This window comes from Micromonospora sp. WMMD730 (genome assembly GCF_049178955.1).
Classification (GTDB): Bacteria; Actinomycetota; Actinomycetes; order Mycobacteriales; family Micromonosporaceae; genus Micromonospora; species Micromonospora wenchangensis.
Map to the genome: position 1 here is coordinate 5162484 of NZ_JBMHML010000002.1, position 21001 is coordinate 5183484.

At 73.3% G+C, this 21001-nt stretch carries 20 protein-coding genes; 14 read left to right on the top strand and 6 right to left on the bottom strand.

Annotated elements, in window-relative coordinates; all coding sequences use genetic code 11:
• The first annotated feature begins 79 nt into the window (after positions 1 to 79).
• Positions 80 to 1273: a nucleotide disphospho-sugar-binding domain-containing protein gene (locus ACN265_RS22005; protein WP_421409233.1), complete on the top strand. Its 1194-nt coding sequence runs from the start codon at positions 80 to 82 to the stop codon at positions 1271 to 1273.
• A gap of 30 nt (positions 1274 to 1303) precedes the next feature.
• Positions 1304 to 2509 (top strand): cytochrome P450, encoded by a 1206-nt coding sequence (locus ACN265_RS22010; protein ID WP_420119797.1) that lies wholly within the window; start codon positions 1304 to 1306, stop codon positions 2507 to 2509.
• A gap of 82 nt (positions 2510 to 2591) precedes the next feature.
• Here ACN265_RS22010 and ACN265_RS22015 read toward each other — a convergent pair whose 3' ends face one another.
• On the bottom strand, positions 2592 to 3989 hold the full coding sequence (locus ACN265_RS22015; protein WP_421409235.1) for a condensation domain-containing protein: 1398 nt from the start codon (positions 3987 to 3989) through the stop codon (positions 2592 to 2594).
• Positions 3990 to 4079: 90 nt separating this feature from the next.
• Here ACN265_RS22015 and ACN265_RS22020 point away from each other — a divergent pair, with 90 nt between their 5' ends.
• The 3 genes from ACN265_RS22020 (at position 4080) to ACN265_RS22030 (ending at position 6496) form a co-directional block, all read left to right on the top strand.
• Positions 4080 to 4784, top strand: a complete 705-nt coding sequence (locus ACN265_RS22020) for a 4'-phosphopantetheinyl transferase family protein (protein WP_421409237.1) — start codon at positions 4080 to 4082, stop codon at positions 4782 to 4784.
• A 72-nt stretch (positions 4785 to 4856) separates the two neighbouring features.
• Positions 4857 to 5138, top strand: a complete 282-nt coding sequence (locus tag ACN265_RS22025) for a phosphopantetheine-binding protein (RefSeq protein WP_357933113.1) — start codon at positions 4857 to 4859, stop codon at positions 5136 to 5138.
• 44 nt (positions 5139 to 5182) lie between these two features.
• Entirely contained in the window at positions 5183 to 6496 is a 1314-nt protein-coding gene (locus ACN265_RS22030; protein ID WP_421409238.1) for a glycosyltransferase family 2 protein, read from the top strand.
• A 49-nt stretch (positions 6497 to 6545) separates the two neighbouring features.
• On the opposite strand, the gene ACN265_RS22035 is transcribed toward ACN265_RS22030, so the two are convergent.
• The 3 genes from ACN265_RS22035 to ACN265_RS22045 all read right to left on the bottom strand — a co-directional run bounded on the left by ACN265_RS22035 (position 6546) and on the right by ACN265_RS22045 (position 9564).
• Positions 6546 to 7781, bottom strand: coding sequence for a beta-ketoacyl-[acyl-carrier-protein] synthase family protein (locus ACN265_RS22035; RefSeq protein ID WP_421409240.1), 1236 nt, complete (start codon positions 7779 to 7781; stop codon positions 6546 to 6548).
• A gap of 70 nt (positions 7782 to 7851) precedes the next feature.
• Positions 7852 to 8112: an acyl carrier protein gene (locus tag ACN265_RS22040; RefSeq protein ID WP_204928196.1), complete on the bottom strand. Its 261-nt coding sequence runs from the start codon at positions 8110 to 8112 to the stop codon at positions 7852 to 7854.
• Positions 8113 to 8280: 168 nt separating this feature from the next.
• Positions 8281 to 9564 carry a cytochrome P450 gene (locus ACN265_RS22045; protein ID WP_421409242.1) on the bottom strand — a complete coding sequence of 428 codons (1284 nt, stop codon included), beginning with the start codon at positions 9562 to 9564 and terminating at the stop codon, positions 8281 to 8283.
• A 153-nt stretch (positions 9565 to 9717) separates the two neighbouring features.
• Between ACN265_RS22045 and ACN265_RS22050 the strand changes: the two genes are divergently transcribed.
• The 7 genes from ACN265_RS22050 to ACN265_RS22080 all read left to right on the top strand — a co-directional run bounded on the left by ACN265_RS22050 (position 9718) and on the right by ACN265_RS22080 (position 16833).
• Positions 9718 to 10263, top strand: coding sequence for an RNA polymerase sigma factor (locus tag ACN265_RS22050; RefSeq protein WP_420119802.1), 546 nt, complete (start codon positions 9718 to 9720; stop codon positions 10261 to 10263).
• On the top strand, positions 10260 to 11021 hold the full coding sequence (locus ACN265_RS22055) for a hypothetical protein (protein WP_420119803.1): 762 nt from the start codon (positions 10260 to 10262) through the stop codon (positions 11019 to 11021). The genes ACN265_RS22050 and ACN265_RS22055 overlap by 4 nt, the downstream gene beginning before the upstream one ends.
• 121 nt (positions 11022 to 11142) lie before the next feature.
• The gene (locus ACN265_RS22060) at positions 11143 to 11619 is read left to right on the top strand and encodes an iron chaperone (RefSeq protein WP_421409244.1); all 477 of its coding nucleotides are present in this window, start codon (positions 11143 to 11145) and stop codon (positions 11617 to 11619) included.
• A gap of 51 nt (positions 11620 to 11670) precedes the next feature.
• A complete protein-coding gene (locus tag ACN265_RS22065) occupies positions 11671 to 12117 on the top strand; it encodes a hypothetical protein (protein ID WP_421409246.1) in 447 nt (148 codons plus the stop codon).
• A 100-nt stretch (positions 12118 to 12217) separates the two neighbouring features.
• Positions 12218 to 14476, top strand: coding sequence for a catalase (locus ACN265_RS22070; RefSeq protein ID WP_421409247.1), 2259 nt, complete (start codon positions 12218 to 12220; stop codon positions 14474 to 14476).
• Positions 14477 to 14572: 96 nt separating this feature from the next.
• Positions 14573 to 15013: a hypothetical protein gene (locus ACN265_RS22075; RefSeq protein ID WP_208569097.1), complete on the top strand. Its 441-nt coding sequence runs from the start codon at positions 14573 to 14575 to the stop codon at positions 15011 to 15013.
• A 161-nt stretch (positions 15014 to 15174) separates the two neighbouring features.
• Complete coding sequence (locus tag ACN265_RS22080; protein WP_421409249.1) at positions 15175 to 16833, top strand: glycoside hydrolase family 27 protein; 1659 nt, start codon at positions 15175 to 15177, stop codon at positions 16831 to 16833.
• 62 nt (positions 16834 to 16895) lie between these two features.
• Here the strand turns inward: ACN265_RS22080 and ACN265_RS22085 are convergent, their stop codons facing one another.
• Positions 16896 to 17741 (bottom strand): alpha/beta fold hydrolase, encoded by an 846-nt coding sequence (locus tag ACN265_RS22085; protein WP_204928204.1) that lies wholly within the window; start codon positions 17739 to 17741, stop codon positions 16896 to 16898.
• Between the two features lie 102 nt (positions 17742 to 17843).
• Between ACN265_RS22085 and ACN265_RS22090 the strand changes: the two genes are divergently transcribed.
• Entirely contained in the window at positions 17844 to 18317 is a 474-nt protein-coding gene (locus tag ACN265_RS22090; protein WP_420115637.1) for a MarR family transcriptional regulator, read from the top strand.
• 94 nt (positions 18318 to 18411) lie between these two features.
• Positions 18412 to 19263, top strand: a complete 852-nt coding sequence (gene purU, locus ACN265_RS22095; protein WP_421409251.1) for a formyltetrahydrofolate deformylase — start codon at positions 18412 to 18414, stop codon at positions 19261 to 19263.
• A gap of 78 nt (positions 19264 to 19341) precedes the next feature.
• On the opposite strand, the gene ACN265_RS22100 is transcribed toward purU, so the two are convergent.
• On the bottom strand, positions 19342 to 20985 hold the full coding sequence (locus tag ACN265_RS22100) for a DHA2 family efflux MFS transporter permease subunit (RefSeq protein ID WP_421409253.1): 1644 nt from the start codon (positions 20983 to 20985) through the stop codon (positions 19342 to 19344).
• Between the last annotated feature and the right edge of the window lie 16 nt (positions 20986 to 21001).

Here is a 21001-nt window from a genome sequence, read left to right on the forward strand (position 1 = left end):
TGCGGACACCCATCGCCTAGCATCGGTGCACCAGGACTGCCGGGTGGTACGCGCGGATGGGTCGGACTTGACTGCGGCTTTGCGGATTCTGTTGTCGACGTGGGGCTGGCGGTCGCATTTCTACGGCCTGGTGCCGCTCGGTTGGGCCCTGCAGGCCGCCGGCCACGAGGTGCGGGTGGCCAGCCATCCGGCGCTGGTGCCGGCGATCACCTCGGCCGGGCTGGCGGCGGTGCCGTTGGGTGCGGACGTCGACTTCGCCACCGCGTTCGCGGGCCGGATCGGCGCGGTGGGCGCCCTGGACCGGGCCACCGACGAGCCGGACGACACCCCCGACGACACGGTCGAACCGGCGATCACCGCCGACGGCGGCGTGGTCCGGTTCGCCGACGCCCTCCTCGACGACCTGGTCGGTTTCGGCCGCTCCTGGCGGCCGGACCTGATGGTCTGGGAGCCGTTCAACCTCGCCGCCGCGGTGGCCGCCGCCGCGCTGGGCGTGCCCGGTGTGCGGCACCTGTGGGGGCCGGACTCCTCGGTCACCCTCCGGCTCGACCCGGAGCCGGTGCTCGGCCCGCTGGCCGGCCGGTTCGGGCTGGCCGCCGCCGACGTGGACCTGGCCGGGGCGCTGACCCTCGACCCGGTGCCGCCCCCGATGCAGGTGCCGGCGACCGGCCCGACCCGGCCGGTCCGGTACGTGCCGTACAACGGCCCGGCCGTGCTGCCGCCCTGGCTGCACCGCCCGGCGGACCGGCCCCGGGTCTGCGTGACGGCGGGCACCATGATGGCCGGCGCCGGGCTCGACGACCGGCTGGACCTCCCCCGGGTCGTGCGGGCGGTGGCCGGGCTGGACGTGGAGGTCGTCGTGCTGGTCGAGCCGGCCCAGCAGGCGGCGCTGCACCCGCTGCCGGGCAACGTCCGGCTGGTCGACAGCCCGCTGGCCCTGCGGCTGGTGTTGCCGACCTGCGCCGCGCTGGTGCAGCAGGGCGGCGCGGGGACCACGATGACGGCGCTCGGCCTCGGGGTGCCGCAGCTCGTCCTGCCGCAGGTCAGCGATCAGCACTTCAACGCCGAGCGGCTGGCCGTCACCGGGGCCGGCACCTGGTTGCCCGGCGGCCGGGCCGACGACGACACGCTGCGCGGGCTGGTCGGCGAGCTGATCGCCGACGGCCCCTGGCGCGCCGCCGCCGCGCTGATGCGCGACCGGGTCCACGCGATGCCCGCCCCCGCCGAGGTGGTGCCGGCGCTGGTGGCCCTCGCCGCGGGCACCCGGAGCTGATCCACCGTCAGACCACCCTAGGAGTCGCAGATGACGCAAGAGCCCATTCCGTACCCGCTCGCTCCGGCTCCGACGATCTACCACCCGTCACCTGACTACACCCGGCTGCGGGAGACCTGCCCGGTGGCGCCGATCGCGCTGCCCGACGGCGGCAGGGCCTACCTGGCCACCCGGCACGCGGACGTCCGCCGGGTCTTCACCGACCAGCGGTTCAGCCGGGCCGCCGCGGCCGGGCCGGACCGGCCGACCCGGGAGCTGGGTTCGCTGGCCGAGGACTCGCTGATCGGAATGGACCCGCCCCGGCACACCACGATGCGCCGGGCGGTGTCGCACGCGTTCACCGTCCGCCGGGTGGAGGCGCTGCGCCCGACGGTGGCCGGGCTCGTCGACCGGATGATCGACGACCTGGTGGCGGCGGGCCCACCGGCGGACCTGATCCCCCACCTGTCCGCGCCGCTGCCGATCTACGTGATCAGCAAGCTGTTCGGCATCGCGGAGCAGGACCAGGACCGGGTACGCGAGTGGTCCGACGCGCTCGTCGGCGACTGGGACGCCGACCCGGCGGCCCCGCAGGCCGCCCTCGACGCGTTCGGCGAGATGATCGTCGCGCGTCGCCGCGAGCCGGGCGACGACCTGATGAGCGCCCTGATCAAGGCCTGGGACGAGCACGACGACCTCACCGAACGGGAACTCGTCTCGGTGACCGCCGGCATCTTCGTCGGCGGCCACGAGACCACCACCAACCAGCTCAACCTGTTCCTGCTCGTGCTGGCCCGGCACCCCGAGCAGCTCGCCGGCCTGCGCGGTGACGATCCGGTCGCGGTGGCCCGCGCGGTGGAGGAGCTGTCCCGCTTCATCCAGCTCGGCGACAACGGGGTGCTGCTGCCCCGGGTCACCACCGAGGAGGTGGAACTGGGCGGGGTGTGCCTGCCGGCGGGCACCCCGGTGCTGCCGGCGATCGCCTCGGCCAACCGGGACGCGTCGGTGTTCGCCGGGGCGGACACCCTCGACCTGACCCGGGCCGACAATCCGCACCTGGCGTTCGGGGCCGGCCCGCACCACTGCCTCGGCGCGGCGCTGGCCCGGATGGAGTTGCAGGAGGCCCTCGGTGCGCTGCTGCGCCGGCTGCCCGGCCTGCGGCTGGCCGTGCCCGAGGAGGAGCTGCGGTTCAAGCCCGGCCTGGTGGTACGCAGCCTGGAGGCCCTGCCGGTGACCTGGGACCGGGTCGAGCGGTGACCCTCCCCCGGGCCGTGGACCGGTGACCGTCGCGGCGGCGGTCACCGGGTGGTACGACGCCCGGTGACCGTCACGCAACGGGTCAGCCGGCGACCCGGGTCGGTGCCGTCGGGTCGAACGCCGCCTCGACGGCCACCTCCTCCACCCCGCGCAGCAGCGCCTCGGCCTGGGCCTCGGTGAAGCAGCCCAGGTCGAAGATCACCTGGAGGAAGATCGTGTCCGGCTGGTCCTCCACGGTGATGAACGCCTGCTCGGGCAGGTGGTCGAGGGTGCCGTCCCAGACCAGGAACGTCTCGCCCGCCCGGCGGCGGATCTGCTCCGGGGTCACCTCGGCGGCGCGGGCCGCGTCCTCCGCTGCCTGCCGGGTCACCACCCGCCGGTCGTTGATCCGGAGGGTCACCCGGGCCGGGTAGCCGCGCTCCTCGTCGAGCCGGGCGCCGGCCTCGGCGAGCTGCACCGGGTCGTAGTAGGCGTACATGCCGGCGGCGACGGAGGCGCGACGGGCCCGGGTCACCACCTCGTCCACCGTGGTGTCGGTGGCGTCGACGGTGAGCACCCCGTTCTGACTCAGCGGGGCGATCGCCTCGGCGAACCCCGGCCGGAACCGGTTGCCGACGATGAGTTTGGCGGTCAACGGGCTGACCCCGGTGGCCCGGCCCACCGCCACGGCGATCACCGCCAGCAGCACCCGGGAGGTGTCCGTCCGGGTGCGTCGGGCGATGGCCTGCACCGCCAGGAAGGCCGCCGGTGAGCTGAACCGGCCGTGCCAGAACCGCCGGCCGTGCCGCCCGGCCGGGTTGGTGACCTCGCCGAAGGTCGAGGGCGGCAGGTCGCGCAGGTGTGCCTCCCAGTGGCGGACCGCCCGGTCGCTCACCCGGCGCAGCGGCGGGGTGCGCTCGCGCCGGCCGAGGTCGAGTAGCTGCACCGTACGCGGGTCGGGCGCGCGCCGGGCCGTCAGGTCGACCAGCCCGAGGTCGGCCATCACCAGGGCGGTCGCGGTGCCGTCGACGACCAGGTGGTCGAGGGTCAGCACCCGGTGCACCAGCGCGCCCCGGTGCCGGATCACCGCCATCCGCACCGACCAGTCCCGGTAGAGGTCGTAGGGGGCCAGCAGCCGGGCGTGGCCCAGCTCGTAGGCGAACTTCGCCACGTCGGCCGGGTCGGCGTCGTCGGGGACGTCCAGCACGTCCAGGGCGATCTCCCCGTCGGCGGAGACCACCTGGCAGGGCTCGCCGCGGTCGTCGGTGCCCAACCGCATCCGCAGCGCCGGGTGCCGGCTCATCAGGTCACCGAGCTGCGCCGCGACCTGCTCCACGGTGACCCCGGCCGGCACCGGGTGCGCGCCGCTGACGTTGTGCGTCCACCCGGTCTCCCGCATGTCCTGCATGATCGCCAGTTGACCCCAGGTCAGCGGCGCGGTCCCGGCCCCCGGGCCGGCGAACGGGACGAGCACCTGCGCCTCGGCGGTCTGCGCGAACATCGGTCAATCAGAGCAACGGAGATCGGCACGTGTCAACGCCGCGGATCGTGCCGCCCGCCGGGCGGTGCCGGCAGGGCTAGGGTACGGCCCATGCGGGACACCGTCCGGATCTGGATCCTGCCGGCCCGACCCGGTCCGGCCGAGCTGGCCCGGTACGACGCGGTGCTCACCGCCGACGAACGCAGCCGGGCGGCGGCGCTCGGCCCGGCCGCCGCCCGGGACCGGTTCACCGTGGCGCACGGGGCGCTGCGTCTGCTGGTGGGCGCGGCCCTGGGCGTCGCACCCGGACGGCTCACCTGGCAGCGGGGCCGGTACGGCAAGCCGACGTTGACCGAGCCCCGGGGCGGGCCGCAGACCAGCCTGTCGTACTCCGCCGACCTGGTCGCGGTGGCGGTGGGCGGCGGGCGGCCGGTGGGGGTCGACATCCAGCACGTGACGCCGCAACGGGATCCGGTCGCGCTGGCCGCCCGGTTCTTCACCACCGGGGAGGCCCGGCACGTCGCCTCGGGGTCGGACGTCGCCGGCCGGGCCGAGCGGTTCGCCCGGCTGTGGGCCCGCAAGGAGGCGGTGGTCAAGGCGGCCGGGGAACGGCTCTGGCCGCACCTGGCGCTGCCGGTGCACCGGGGGGACGTGGTGGCGTGCGGCGACCCGCCGGGCGTACACCGGGTCACCGACGTCGCGACCCCGGCCGGCTACCGGGTCGCGGTGGCCCTGACCGGCGAGGCGCCCTACGACACGGCGTCGTTCCACGGCCTCGACGGGCCGTCCGGAGCGGTTCCGCGACCGGTCGGCTGAAGATCGCGACAGCCGTTGACACCCGCCGATCACGTTTGCTCTGATGGGCTCCATGTTGGAGCGTGGGGTCCAGTGACAGAGCCCGACACGACCACCGCGCCGCAGCTGCGCGCGCAGGTCGTCGACACGATGGTCGCGCTGCTGACCCGGATGCTCCGACCGGAGGCCCCGGTCACCGTCGGCACGCAGCTGATGGACGAGCTGGGCCTCAGCTCCTCCCTCGCGCTGGAGCTGCTGCTCGAGATCGAGGACGAGCTGGAGATCCAGATCGACGTCGAGGATCTCGACGAGGACCGGATGACCACGGTCGGCGACCTGGCCGACTACATCACCCAGCACTGCACCCCCCGCTGACGGCCCGCGACGGGGGCCCGGCCGGTATCTTCCGAAGGAGTTCCATGGACCGGCCCCGCCTGAGCGTGGTGATCCCCGCCCACAACAACGCCGTCGCGCTCGACACGACTGTCGCGTCGCTGACCCGGCAGACCCTCCCGGCGCAGGAGTTCGAGGTCATCGTCGGCGACGACGGGTCGGCCGTCCCGTTGACCCCGGTCGTCGAACGCTACGCCGACCGGCTGCGGATCACCTGCGTGCGCAGCGAGACCAACCGGGGCCGCAGCGCCAACCGCAACGCGGCGGCGGCCCGTGCCCAGGCCGACGTCCTGCTGTTCCTGGACGCCGACACGGTCGCCCACCCCACCCTGCTCGCCCGGCACCGCGATCATCACGACGCGCGCGGTGGTCGGCCCGGGGTCCTGCTCGGTCAGCGCTACGACCTCGACTGGGCCGGTGCGGACGCGGTGCGCCGGGGCGAACCCGTCGACCCGGAGCTGCTGGACGCCGAGCGCGGCGACCCACGGCTGGAGGACATCGCCCATCCGCAGCGCATCCGCGACTTCCCCAGCGCGCCCTGGGTGCTCGGCCTGACCCACAACGCCTCGGTCGACCGGGAGTCGTTCCTGCGGGTGGCCGGCTTCGACGAGGCGATGGTCAAGTGGGGGTTCGAGGACCTGGAGTTCTTCTACCGGATCTTCCACCTGCACGGGGGCCGGCCCGACGTGTTCGAGCTGGACGTCGAGGCGACGTCCTACCACCTGCCGCACTTCCGCAAGACGTCCAACGGGCTCGCCTCGATGGACAACATGAAGTACCTGCTGCGCAAGCACCTGCGCTACGACGTCGAGGTGCTGTACGCGATCAACACGTTCGGCCGGCACCTGGGCCGCATCCGCCTCTACGGTCAGGCCATCGAGGCGTACCGGCGGGCGGGGCTGGGGCGGCCGGAGGCGCTGCCCGACACGTTGCGCACGGAACTGGCCACCCGCACCGCGTTGGTGATCGGCAACGGGGTGTCCACCCTGGAGCTGGGCCCCGACTCGCAGACGTTCGACCACGACGCGCCGGCCGGGCCGACCAACGCGCACCTGCTCGGCACGGTGCTCCAGCAGTTCAAGGCCGGCGCGCTCGACGTGATCGTCAACGTCGACCTGTGGCGGTTCCTGCTGCCCGAGGACCTGCCGGCGTTCCTGACCCGGGGGCTGCTCAAGGCCGACCGGATCGAGCTGGTCTGCACCCACGCCCCGGTCGACCAGCGGGCGATGCTGCCGGTGCCCCTCGTGGCCGACCTCGACTACGTGACCGACATGCTGGACCAGCACTTCGCCGTCACCGTCGCCCGGCACGACGGGGCGACCCTGCTCACCGTCCGCTGAGCACGCCCCGGCCCCGGCCGGCCGGGCGCAGCCGCGACCGGGGTGCCGGTCAGCCGCCGGGCGGGCCGAACAGCAGGCTGACGTTGTGGCCGCCGAAGCCGAACGAGTTGGACATCACCGTGGTCACGGCGGCCTCGCGCGGCTGCTTGCGGATGTGGTCGAGATCGTCACCCGGGTCGGGGTCGTCGAGGTTGTGGGTCGGCGGGAGCAGGCCGCGACGCAGCGCCTCGACGCCGATCGCCGCCTCGATCACCCCGGAGACGCCGAGCACGTGCCCGGTGACCCCCTTGGTGGAGCTGACCGGCGGACCCGCCGCGCCGAAGACGTCCCGCAGGGCGGCCACCTCGGCCGCGTCACCGGCCTTGGTGCTGGTGCCGTGGGCGTTGAGGTAGTCGACGTCGTCGGGGCCCAGGCCGGCGTCGCGCAGCGCCGTACGCATGCAGTGCGCCGCACCGGACCCGTCGGGGCGGGGGGTGGTCGGGTGGTAGGCGTCGTTGTTCGCGCCCCACCCGAGCAGGTCGGCGTACCGCCGGGCGCCGCGCGCCACCGCGTGCGCGGTGCGTTCCAGGACGAACACCCCGGCCCCCTCGCCGAGGACGAGGCCGTTGCGCCTCCTGTCGAACGGGCGGCTCGCCTCCGTCGGGTCCGACCAGCCGTGGGCGAGCGCGCGGGCGTTGCCGAACGCGTCGGCGAAGGTCGGGAAGAGCGGCGCCTCGCTGGACCCGCAGAGCACCAGGTCGGCCTCGTCGGCGCGCAGGATGCGCAGCGCCTCCCCGATCGACTGGGCCCCGGACGCGCAGGCGGTGCCGATCGACGAGGTGTAGCCCCGGATGCCGTGCCTGATGGCGATCCGCGCCGCGCCCATGTTGGGCAGGGTGCCGGGCAGCATGTACGGGCTGACCCCGAACCGGCCCCGCTCGGCCCGCGCGAGGACCTGGCTCGCCAGGGTGGACAGGCCACCGACGCCGGAGACGATCACGGCCACCCGGTACGGGTCGACGTCCCGGCCCACCTCGACTCCGGCGTCGGTCAACGCGTCACCGGCCGCCCGCAGCGCCATCACGACCGCGCGGTCCACCACCCGGGACTCGGGGCCGGGCAGCACGCTGGCCGGGTCGATGTCCGGGCTGAACGCGGCGACGTCGACGACGCCGTGCACCGGGTGTCCCTCGGGGGGCCGGGTCAGGCCGGACCGGCCCGCGCAGACCGCGTCGAACACCTCGGCGGCGGTACTGCCGACCGGGCTGACCAGCCCGATCCCGGTCACCGTCACGCCGGCACGCATGCGCGTCCCCCCTCGCGCCGCTGCCCCGAACGCTTCACAGACCGCCTCCGGGGCGGCGCGGCGGGCACGGTCAGTGTGCCGAGGCGGGCTCGACGCGGGCGGCCACCGTGCGGCAGAACTCGCCGACGGTCATCATCGCCAGCGCCTCGGCCTCGTCGTCGTCGAAGGTCACCCCGAACCGGTCCTCCACCCGTACGGCCAGTTCGGCGAGGCCGAGCGAGTCGACGTCGAGACCGGCCGGACCGAACACCGTGTCGTCGTCGGCGCCCTCGATGTCGTACTTCATCTCGGTCAACGCGGCGAAGAGGAACGCGCGGATCTCGTCGGTCATGGTCGTGGTTTCCTTTCCGGAGGTCGGCGTCGGCGGACCCGGCCGCCGGTGGGACACGGGAGGCGTGGCAGTGGCCGGGGACGCGGCCGGGACCAGGTGCGACGTCGGCGGGGCCGTCGCCGCGCTGGTCACCGGAGCAGCCGCTCCGTTTTGATCGACCTTACTCAATCAAGCCCGTTGCGCAAGGTCCACCCGGGCGGTGCCGTCCGGCCGATCGGCCGCCGGCTCGCCGACCCGCACCGCGAGTTGGTCGTGCCCCCGCAACATGAGCTGCCGTGGCTCGCCGGGGGTCGCGGCGAGCGCCAGCGCCGGGAACCGGTCGAGTAGCCGGGGCAGCGCGATCCGCCCCTCCGTCCGACCCAGCGCCGCACCGACGCAGTAGTGCGGCCCGGCGCTGAACGCCAGGTGCCGGTTGTCCGCCCGGGACGGGTCGAACGTGTCCGGATCGGGAAACCGTCGCGGGTCCCGGTTGGCCGCACCGGTCAGCACCAGCGCCGTCCGTCCACGGGGGACGTCGACCCCGGCGACCTCGGTGTCCTCGGCGGCGTAGCGCACCGCGAAGTGCACCGGCGGCTCGTACCGCAGGATCTCCTCGACGTACGCCGGGGCGAGGGACGGGTCGGCGCGCAACGCGGCCAGCGCGGCGGGCCGCGCCAGGAGCAGGATCAGCCCGCTGCCGAACAGGTTGGCGGTGGTCCGGAACCCCGCGTTGTACGTGACGATCAGGTTGGCCAGCAGCTCGGCCTCCGAGAGCTGGTCGGGGCGGTCGGCGCGCAGGCTGGCCAACGCCGAGACGAGGTCGTCGCGGGGTTCGGCCCGACGGGCGGCGAGCAGCGTGGTGAAGTACCCGGTCAGCTCCTCGGCGGCCCGGTTGGCGGCCCGGATCTCCCGGAACGAACGCGGCCCGATCTCCAGCACCGCGTCGAACGCCCGCACCCGCGACGGGAACCAGGCCCGGTCGGAGGGCGGCACCCCGAGCAGCTCGCCGACGACGGCGCTGGGCAGCGGCAGGGCGAACGCCGCCATGAAGTCCACCGGACGGCCGTCCGCGCCCGCCTCGGCGAGCCCGTCGAGCAGGTCGTCGGTGATCCGCGCGATCGCCGGTTCCAGGGCGGCGACCCGGCGGGCGGTCAACGCCTGGCCGAACAGGTGACGCACCCGCGCGTGGTCCTCGGCCGGGGCGTTGAACATGCTGGCCTGCAGGGTCCGCAGCACCGCGTGGTCGCGCCAGCGGACGCCGGCGCGGTCCAGGTACCGCGCGTCGAGCACCCGGAAGACCGGATCACGCAGCACCCGCTGGGCGGCGGCGTACCCGTGGACCACCACGGCGTGCGGTGCCGTCGGGGCGAGTGCGACCGCCTCCCCCAGCTCGTGCAGCCGGGCGTAGTACGGGTAGGGGTCGCGTCGTACCTCGTCGCCGAGCAGCTCGTCGAGGGATACCGGGAAACCCATGGCGCTCCTCGTCGGGGTGCACGGGCGGAGGATGCCGTGACCTTAGACGCATCGACGGCGGCCTGTCCACGGCCGGTTCGGTGCCGGACCGGGTGTGACAGTGGGGGTGCCGCCGGACAGGTAGGGGGTGCAACGACCGACCGAAAGGCGCACATGAGCAGTGCTGATGACGGCGTACGGGAGCGACGCTTCCGCTCCCTGCACGCCGCGACGTACCCGGACCTGCTGCGGTTCGTGCAGCGGCGGGTCCCGCCCAGCGAGGCGGAGGACGTCGTCTCGACGGTCTTCCTCACCGCCTGGCGACGATTCGACGACCTCCCCGACGACGCCCGTCCGTGGCTGTTCGCGGTGGCCCGCCGCACGATGGCGAACCACACCCGGGGCTGGCTGCGCCGACGGGCCCTGGACGTCCGGCTGGTGGCGGCGGACGGGCCGGCGTACGGGGACGACATGGTCGACGCCGCCGCCCGGATCGACCTCGACCGGGCCTGGCGCGGCCTGCGACCGGCCGACCGGGAGGTGCTGGCGCTGGTGGCGTTCGACGGGCTGACCGCCGCACAGGCCGCCACCGTGCTGGGCTGCCGCCGGTCGACGTTCGCCATGCGGTTGGGCCGGGCCCGGGAACGCCTCCGGGCCGCGCTGGAACCGCCCGCCGCCCGCCCACACACCCTCACCGTCTTCAAGGAGCAGCAGTCATGACGGATCTGGAACGCCTCTCCGTGTTGGACCCGGCACGTGGGGTGCAGCCGACCCCGGCCGAGTGGGAACGGGCCACCTCGGTCGTCGACCGGATCGTCGCGGACCGGGCAGCCGACCGCCCCGCGCCGGCACGACGCAGGGTGACCAGGCGTGGGGTGGTCGGTCTGGTCGCCGCCGGGGCGGTCGCGGTGGTGGGCGCGGTCACCGTGCCCGCGCTGCTGCCGGGGCCGATGGACCGGGCCTTCGCCTCGTGGACCCCGGTGCCCGGCGCGCTCACCGGCGAGCAGGTCCTGCCGCAGGCCCGCCGGTGCGCCGGGAGCGGGGTGGGCAGCGAGCCGGCGGCACCGGTCGGCCCCTCCGACGTGCTCCTGGCCGAGCGGCGGGGGGTGGCCACCCTGCTCATCCAGCGGCGCGGCTCGGGCGTGATCGAGTGCATGAGCGTGGACGACGGCCAGCCGACCGCGATGACGTTGGCGGACGGCCCTCTGCCGCCCCCCGCCGCCGGCACCGTCAACCTCGAGACGCGCAGTTCGGTCGGTTCCGGCCACGACCAGTACTCCAACGCCGTGGGTCTGGTCGGCCCGTCGGTCACCGGCGTCGACCTGGTGCTCGCCGACGGCAGGACCATCCGGACCAGCACCGGGGGCGGATGGTGGGCGGCGTGGTGGCCGGGGCCGGAGGGCGGCGAGATCGGCAGCATCACGGTGGTCGTGCACCGCCCCGACGGCTCCACCACCCACCGGATCGAGGACCTGTGACCGGTGGCCCCGCCGGGCCCGACCGGTCAGGAATCGAGAAGCCGGCGACCCGGCGGGGCCATAGCCTTTACCCAGGTGGCCGGCAGGATGCCGCGCCCGAACGGCGAGAGAGGGAGCCCGCGTGTCCACGAAGAAAGCGACCACCGCGTCCGACGGCGACACCACCGGGGAGGCCGGCGACGGTTTCACCGCCGAGGAGCGCGCCGCCATGCGGGAACGCGCCGCCGAGTTGCGGGCCGAGGGGCGCAAGGGCGCCAAGAAGGCTGACGGCATGCAGGCGGTGCTGGACCGGATCGCCCAGATGGCCCCGGCGGACCGGACGCTCGCCGAACGGGTGCACCTGACGGTCACCACGGCGGCCCCGCAGCTGTCGCCGAAGACCTGGTACGGGATGCCGGCGTACGCGAACGAGGACGGCAAGATCGTCGTGTTCTTCCAGGACGCCGGCAAGTTCAACTACCGGTACTGCACCCTCGGCTTCCAGGAGTCGGCCAACCTCGACGACGGTGACCTGTGGCCGGTGTCGTACGCCCTGCGGACGTGGACCCCGGAGGTGGAGAAGCGGATCCGGGACCTGGTGACCACGGCGGTTTCCTGACGGTCACCGGTCGGTGGGTGTCAGCGTCCCGCAGGCGGGTAGGCGGGGCGGATGACGCCCACCAGCAGAGCCCTGATCGCCGGTGCGGCCGGCGCGTCCGCCCTCAACGCCGTCACCTACCTCGACATGGCGCTGCGGGCCCGGCCGGCCAGCAGCGCCGCCGAGGACAGCGCCGGCCGGCTGGCCGATCTGGCCCACGTCGACCTCGGTGACCAGCGCACGGCCGCCAACCGCCGGTCCGGGCTCGGGCCGCTGCTCGGCTATGCCACCTCGGTGGCCGCCGCGGCGGGTTACGCGGCGGCGGGTGGCCGCCGGCTGCCGCTGGGCGTGTCCGTCCTGGCGCTGACCGGTCTGGCGATGATCGGCTCCAACGGCCCGCTGACCGTGCTGCGGCTCACCGATCCCCGGACCTGGTCGGCCACCGACTGGATCACCGACGTGGTGCCGCACCTGGCGTACGGCGCGGTCACCGCCGTCACCCTGCGCACGCTGCGTTGAACCGTCGCGGGCGACCGACCGACATCGGTGTGTTTTGCGGAGGGATGCCCGGGTAGGGGAGGAACACCCGTTCCCCGCTCCACGAAGAGGTGCCGCCCAGATGGAATCCCGCAAGCCGACCGAGGTCGTCAAGGACGTGGTGGACGCCGCGGCCGAGAAGGTGTCGCACCTGATGACCCCCGAGGTCCCCGGAGCGCCGGGCAGCGCCCCGCCGACCGTCGAGGAACCCACCAACCCGCACGATCCGCTGCCACCCAAGAAGGAGCAGGGCGCGCCGGAGACCCGTACCCCGACCGGCGCGGCCACCGGCGCGCCGGCCGTCGCCAACGGCCAGCAGGGCGCGTTCCTCACCACCGCGCAGGGGGCCCGGCTGCGCGACACCGACCACTCCCTGAAGGCCGGCCCGCGCGGCCCGACGCTGCTCCAGGACCACCACCTCCGCGAGAAGATCACCCACTTCGACCACGAACGCATCCCCGAGCGGGTGGTGCACGCCCGGGGCGCCGGCGCGCACGGCGTCTTCACCGGGTACGGCGCGCAGGAGGTGACCCGGGCCGGCTTCCTGAGCAAGGGTAAGGAGACGCCGGTCTTCGTCCGGTTCTCCACCGTCCTGGGGTCCCGGGGCTCGGCCGACACGGTGCGGGACACCCGGGGGTTCGCGACCAAGTTCTACACCGACGAGGGCACCTTCGACCTGGTCGGCAACAACATGCCGGTCTTCTTCATCCAGGACGCGATCAAGTTCCCGGACATCATCCACGCCGGCAAGCCGCACCCGGACCGGGAGATCCCGCAGGCGCAGAGCGCCCACGACACCTTCTGGGACTTCGTCTCGCTGCACACCGAGGCGCAGCACCACACCATGTGGAACATGTCCGACCGGGGTATCCCGCGCTCGTACCGGACCATGGAGGGCTTCGGGGTGCACACGTTCCGGCTGGTCAACTCCGCCGGGGCGACGGTGCTGGCGAAGTTCCACTGGAAGCCGAAGCTGGGCGTGCACTCGCTGGACTGGGAGGAGGCGCAGCTGCTCAGCGGCATCGACCCCGACTTCCACCGGCGTGACCTCTACGACGCCATCGAGGCCGGCGCGTACCCGGAGTGGGAACTCGGCCTCCAGGTGTTCCCGGACACCCCGGAGGAGACCTTCGCCGGCATCGACCTGCTCGACCCCACCAAGATCGTGCCGGAGGAGCTGGCGCCGGTGCAGCCGGTCGGGAAGCTGGTGCTCAACCGGACGCCGACGAACTTCTTCGCCGAGACCGAGCAGGTCGCCTTCCACCTCGGCCACCTGGTGCCGGGCATCGACGTCACCAACGACCCGCTGTTGCAGGGCCGGCTCTTCTCGTACGTCGACACGCAGCTCACCCGGCTGGGCGGGCCGAACTTCTCGCAGATCCCGATCAACCGGCCGCACGCGCCGGTGAACGACATGCTCCGCGACGGGTTCCACCAGCACGCCGTGCACGCCGGGGTCGCGCCGTACCGGCCGAACTCGCTCGACGGGGGCAACCCGTTCCCGGCCGGGGACGCCGAGAACGCGTTCGTCGACGTGCCGGTGACCGTGGCCGAGGCCCCGAAGGTCCGGGCCAACCCGGCCTCCTTCGACGACCACTTCAGCCAGGCCCGGCTGTTCTGGCTGAGCATGTCGCCGGTGGAGCGGGAGCACATCGTCCGGGCGTACACCTTCGAGTTGGGCAAGTGCTACCACCAGGCGATCCGGGAACGGCAGCTGCAGTGCCTGGCCAACATCGACCCGGTGCTCTGCGCGCAGGTGGCCACCGGTCTGGGCCTGCCGACGCCGGAGCCGACCGTGCCGCTGGCCGACGTCGCGCCCAGCCCGGCGCTGTCCCAGCTCGGCCGCACCTGGCCGGCCGACGGCCGTACGGTCGGCATCGTGGTCGACGCCGACGCCGGCACCGACGACGTCGAGCAGGTACGCCGGGAGGTGTTCGCCGCCGGCATGGTGCCGCTGGTGATCGCCGCGCACGGCGGCACGGTGGGCGACCTGACGGTGCAGCGGACCTTCGCCACCGGCCGCTCGGTCGAGTTGGACGCGCTGCTGCTGGCCGGAGCCCCAGCGCCGGCCCCCGACGCGCTGCCGGCCCGCGACGCCAAGGCGGGTGCGGCGGACGCCAGCGTCGTCGATCCCCGGGTGCTGCTGCTGGTGCAGGAGTGCTGGCGGCACGCCAAGGTGATCGGCGGCTGGGGCGCGGGCGTGCGGGTGCTGGAGCTGGCCGGGGTGGCCGGCGCGGCGGGCGTGGTGGCCGGTGACTCGCCGAGCGGCGTGCTCGCCGACGCGCAGGCCCTGCTGGCCGCGCACCGGGTCTGGGAACGCTTCCCCGCCTCGATCTCCTGACGAGGGCTGTCGACGGGTGTCCGCCGTGGTGCACGGTGGACACCCGTCGCGACCGGGCCGGCTGGCACCTTGCCGCCGGCCCGTACCGTCGGTGCGGTGGCCGCCGAGAAAGACCTCTCCGACCGGGGTTTCGTCATCGCCATCGTCGGCATCGGTGTGCTGCTCTGCTGTGGCACGCCCATCGCCGGCTTCTACCTGTCCCACAAGGACGCGAGGGAGGAGCCCGGCATCCGCGCCGCCGCCGACGCCTACCTGTCCGCCGTGGTCAGGCATGACGACAACGGCGCGTACGACATGTTGTGTGCGGCCGACCGACGCCGCGAGTCGCGGGCGGACTGGCTGGACCGTCCTGCGGGCGGGTACGGGGTGACCGGGTTCCGGATCACCGACGTGACGGTCGAGCGCCTGAGCGAGGGACCGACCCTGCGGTGGGTGACCGCCGAGGTCACCTATTCGGATCAAGCACCCCGGACGGTGGGGCTGAACGTCGAGCGGCAGGACGGCGACTGGAAGGTGTGCAGCCCGGACGTCCGGTGACCGGACCCCGGACGGCGGGCGGTGCGGCCCGGCGAGGGCGTCGCAGGCCGGCCCCGGGTACGGCGGGCGGGCGCGTATTGACGGCACATGTCAGACGAATTACGTTGGCGAGCGTCGATGTATTACGAATCGTGGCCTGCACCCCGGCAAGGAGCGTGCGCATGTTCAGACGACGAGTCGCCCTGCTGTCCCCCGTACTGTTGGCGGCGACCCTGGGCACGGCGGTGGTCACCGGCGCGGCGGTGCTCGGCAGCGCCCCGCCCGCGCAGGCGCTGGAGAACGGCCTGGCCCGCACCCCGCAGATGGGCTGGAACGACTGGAACTCCTTCGGGTGCAACGTCAACGAGACGCTCATCCGGCAGACCGCCGACACGCTGGTCTCAAGCGGCATGGCGGCGGCCGGCTACGAGTACGTCAACATCGACGACTGCTGGTCGACCAAACAGCGCAACACCAGCGGCGACCTGGTCGCCGACCCGGCGAAGTTCCCCAGCGGCATGAAGGCGCTCGCCGACTACGTCCACGGCAAGGGGCTGAAGCTCGGCATCTACTCCTCGGCCGGGACGACCACCTGCGCCGGCTACCCGGCGAGCATCAACTACGAGCAGCGCGACGCCAACCTCTGGGCGTCCTGGGGCGTCGACTACCTCAAGTACGACAACTGCGGCGACCATCTCGGTCGCAGTGGGCAGCAGCGCTACACCGCGATGCGGGACGCGCTGGCGGCCACCGGCCGGAAGATCCTCTACAGCCTGTGCAACTGGGGCCAGGAGAGCGTCTGGACCTGGGGCGCGTCGGTGGGCAACTCCTGGCGCAACACCGGCGACATCGGCGGCAACTGGAACTCCATCATGGGCATCCTCGACCAGCAGGTCGGCAAGGACTCCTACGCCCGGCCCGGCGCGTGGAACGACCCGGACATGCTGGAGGTCGGCAACGGCCCCACCGACACCGAGTCACGGGCGCACTTCAGCCTCTGGGCGCTGCTGAACGCGCCGCTGCTGGCCGGCAACGACCTGCGCTCCATGTCGGCGGCCACCCGGACCATCCTGACCAACACCGAGGTCATCGCGGTCGACCAGGACTGGGGCGGCCGGCAGGGCTACAAGATCAGCGACAGTGGCGACCTGGAGGTCTGGCGCAAGCCGATGTCCACCGGAGCGGTGGCCACGGTGCTGCTCAACCGGGGTGGCAGCACGGCCACGGTCACCACCACGGCCAGCGCGCTGGGTCTCGGCAGCGCCTCGTCGTACACGGTGCGGGACCTCTGGGCGCACAGCAGCTCGACGTCGGGCGGCACGATCAGCGCCTCGGTGCCGGCACACGGCGCGGCGATGTTCCTGGTGACCGGCGGCGGCACTCCCCCGCCCACCACGCCGCCGCCGACCACCCCGCCCCCGACCACTCCCCCGCCGACGACACCTCCGCCGGGCACGACGTCCGCCGTCCGCAGCGTCTCCGCCGGCCGGTGCCTGGACGTCAACGGCGCGGCGCAGACCAACGGGGCCACCACCATCGTCTGGGACTGTCACGGCCAGACCAACCAGGCGTGGACCTCGACCGGCAGCCAGGAGCTGCGGGTCTACGGCACCAAGTGCCTGGACGTCAACAACGCCGGCACCGCCAACGGCACGTCGGTGATCATCTGGGACTGCAACGGCCAGTCGAACCAGAAGTGGCGCTTCAACGCCGACGGCACCGTCACGGCGGTCGGCTCGGGCCGGTGCCTGGACCTGGTGGGCAACGGCACGGCCAACGGCACCCGTACCCAGATCTGGGACTGCAACGGCGCGACCAGCCAGCGGTGGAGTCGCGGCTGAGCCGGTAGCCGGGCACCGGTCGACGACGCGCCGCCGCGGGCACCGCCCCGCGCGGCGCGTGGTCATTCCCGCGCGGCGAGGACCTCGCGCAGCGTGGCAGCGTACCCCCGGGGGTGGGTGGTGTTGCCGTTGTGCCCGCCGGGAAAGACCACCGGCGTGGTCCCGAGCAGCTCGGCCAGCCGGTCTGCGCACCGGCGGTCGAAGACCTCCGGCGCGGTGCGGGCGCCGACCGCCGGGACGATCCGGGTGCCGCAGCCGGGCAGGTCCTCCGGGCGCAGGTCGTCGCCGACGATCGCGGTGAAGTCCCGGCGGATGAACGTGTCGAAGTTGGCGATGCGGCGCGGCGTCATCGGCTGCGGGGTGAGGTCGGGCTCGGCCTCCTGGCAGGTCGGGTCGATGCCGAGCACCCGGGCGATCTCCCGCATCGCCTCGGTCAGCCCCCGGGCCGCGTAGCGTCGCTGGACGTCGAGTAGTTCGCGTTCGTGGCGGGCCCGCTCGGCGGCGGGCAATAGCCGGGGTGAGACCGGCTCGTGGGCGACGAGGGTGTGCAGCAGACCGGGGTGGCGGACGGCCAGCCGCAGTCCGATCGAGGCGCCGAGGCTGCACCCGAGCATCGCGGCCGGTCGGTCGGTGAGGCTGGTCAGCAGGAGGTGGACGTCGTCCGCGTGGTCGGCCAGGGTCACCGGCCGGTCGGGGTCGGTGAGCGCGCTGCGGGACAGCCCGCGCCGGTCGTAGGTCACCACGGTGTACGCGTCGGCGAGCTGCGCGACCAGGTCGGTGGTCCGGCGGGCGTCACCCTCCCCGCTCTGGCCGATCAGCAGGAGCGGGCCGCTGCCCCGGACCTCGTGGTAGAGCCGGGCGCCGGGAACGGCGAGCGTGCCGGTCCGGAGGGTGTCGGTGACGGACATCTGCATCTCCATGCGCTGGACGGGCGGGTGGGCCCCGCCGACAAAAAGCATCGTATCAGATGCATCTCGAATGATGGATCGTTTCTGATGTACCCTGAACGGGTGAACGGCATCGAGTTGTTCCTCCTGGGGCGCACCCTCATGAAGCTCGGCGAGGAGGCGATCCCCACCGAGGGGGTCGACTCCCACCCGGCGCTGCACCGCTCCGTGCTCATCGTCGCCAGCGACATCCGGGCCCACCCGGGCACCTCGGTCAGCGAGATCGCCGACCGGACGGGCTTCCCGCAGAGCAAGGTGTCGGTCTGCGCCGCCCGCCTGCGCAAGGCCGGCGCCATCGAGGCCACCCCCGACCCCGACGACCGGCGACGGCTGCTGCTGCACACCGCGCAGCAGGTCTCCGACCGGGTCGTCCAGATCAGGTCCGCCTCGGTCGACGGCGCGCTCGCCGCCGCCCTCGGCACCGACGACCCGGCCCGGATCGCCGAGATCACCGCCGCCCTGGAGACCCTCGCCCGCAGCCTCACCCCGCAGACGCTGCTGCGGCTCCGCGGCGGCACCGAGCCGACCGACGAGTGAACGGCGCGACGCAGGATCGGCGTTAGACCGCGTCGGCAGACTCGGCGTCGGGGTGCCACCGTCCAGGGTGCCCCGGAATCGTCGAGGAGAGCGGATGTCGGTCGACACCCTTCGTCTAGTCGTGTCCAGCCCCGACCGGCCGGGCATCATCGCCGCCGTGGCCCAGTTCCTGCACGAGCGGGGAGCCAGCATCGTGGAGCTGGACCAGTACACCAGCGAACCCAGCGGCGGCCAGTTCTACCTGCGTACCGAGTTCACCATCGCGCCCGCGCGGCGGGCCGGCCTGGCCGGTGAGTTCGCGACCGCCATCGGCGAGCCGTTCGGCATGCACTGGCGGTTCACCGACGCCCGGCAGGTCAAACGGATCGCCATCCTGGCCTCGCGGGCCGACCACTGCCTGGTGGACCTGCTCTGGCGGTGGCGACGCGGAGAGTTGGCCGCGGACATCACCCTGGTCGCCTCGAACCACCCCGTCCTGCGCGACACGGTGACCGGATTCGACGTGCCCTTCCACGAGGTGCCGGTCCGGCCCGGTGCCCGCGACGCCGCCGAGGGCACCCTCGCCGACCTGCTGGCCGGGCAGTGCGACCTGATCGTGCTGGCCCGCTACATGCAGATCCTCAGCGGGGGGTTCCTGGACAAGGTCGGCGTCCCGGTGATCAACATCCACCACTCGTTCCTGCCCGCGTTCCCCGGCGCCGGCCCGTACGAGCGGGCCCGGCAGCGCGGGGTGAAGCTGATCGGCGCCACCGCGCACTACGTCACCGCCGCGCTCGACGAGGGGCCGATCATCGAACAGGACGTGATCCGCACCTCGCACCGGGACACCACCGCGACCCTGGTCCGGCTCGGCGCGGACGTGGAACGCACCGTCCTGGCCCGGGCCGTCGCATGGCACTGCGCCGACCGGCTGCTCCAGTACGACAACCGGGTGCTGGTCTTCTGAGCACCGCCCGACGCGAACGAGGTGTCCCCGGCCCGCGACTGCGGACCGGGGACACCTCGTTCGCGGGTGTCAGCCGTCCTACGAACGGCTTCCCTCGGTCGAGGCCGCCACCGCGGCGGCTGCGGCCGGTGCCGGCGCCGGCACCGCGGTGCCCGGCGGGGTCGGGGCCGGGGCCGGGGGACGCCGCCTGACGAACGTGGTGAGCACCGCCGCGACCACGACGATGGCGATCGGGAACAGGAAGTTGGTCTTCAACATGGACAGGAAGGCGTGGTCGTACACGTTGGTGAAGACCGTCGCGATCTGCGCCCGGAGCTGGTCCGGCAGGTCACCCGGCAGGTGACCGAAGATGCCACCGGGCCCGCCGGCCCCGGCCTGCACCCCGGCGTCGACGAACCGGTCGCGCACGTCCGCCGGCAACTGCCCGGCCTGCGCGGTCGCCTCCTCCCGGACCGTGGTGGCGAGCCGGCTCTGGATCAGCGCACCGACGATCGCCAGGCCGAGCACCGAACCGAGCTGACGCACCGTGTTGTTGAGCCCGGACGCCGCCCCGGCCAGGCGCGGGTTGACCCCGCGCATCGCCTCGGTCGCCATCGGCGCGAGCAGCGACCCGGTGCCGAGGCCGGCGACGAGCAGACCGGGCACGAAGGTGTACCACTTGCTGTCCAACTGGGCCAGGCTGACCAGGATCACCATGCCGATGGCGTACATGGTGAGGCCGAACAGCAGGACGAACTTGCCGCCGATGCGGTCCGACAGCCGCCCCGCGAACGGGGACACGATGATCGCGACCAGCGGCGAGGGCGCCAGCGTGAGACCGGCGTGCAGCGCGTCCATCCCCAGGACCTGCTGGAGGTAGAGGTTCATCGGCAGGACCAGCCCGAGCATCGCCATCGAGACGACGGCCGCGTTGATGCTCATGATCGTGTAGTTGCGGTCCCGGAACAACGCGAACGGCACCAGCGGCTCGTCGTCCTGCTTGGTGCGCTGGTGGGCGATGAAGACGCCGATCAGCACCACGCCGGCGGCGAGCAACGCCCAGATCTGCACGCTCCAGTCGTAGCGCTCGCCCTCGTTGAGGGCGAACACCACGCAGAACAGTGCCGCGGTGGCGATCAGCACGCCGACGACGTCGAAGCTGTGCCTGCGGTCCGGCTTCATGTTGGGGATGAGCAGCGGGGTCAGCACCAGCACGGCGATGCCCAGCGGCACGTTGACGAAGAAGATCGACCGCCAGCCGAAGGTCGACACCAGCAGGCCGCCGAGGGTCGGGCCGGAGATGGTGGCGACACCGGCGACGGCACCCCACACGCCCATGGCCGTGCCCCGCCGCTGCGGCGGGAAGATGCCGATGATCATCGCGAGGGTCTGCGGCACCATCATCGCCGCGCCGATGCCCTGCACGGCCCGCGCGCCGATGAGCTGGCCGGGGCTCTGCGCCGCGCCGCAGACGATGCTCGCCACGGTGAAGACCGCCGTGCCGGTGAGGAACAGCAGCCGTGGCCCCTTGAGGTCACCGAGCCGCCCGGTCGTGATCAACAGGACGGCGAGGACCAGCGAGTACGCGCTGATCACCCAGAGCACCTGGTTGAACGAGGCGCCCAGGTCGGACATCACGTCCGGAATGGCGATGTTGACGATGGTGAGGTCCAACAGGGTCATGAAGAAACCGATCGACAGTGTCGCCAGCACCGCCCACGGGTTCCCGCGCAGCCTACTCAAGATATTTCCCTTCCAT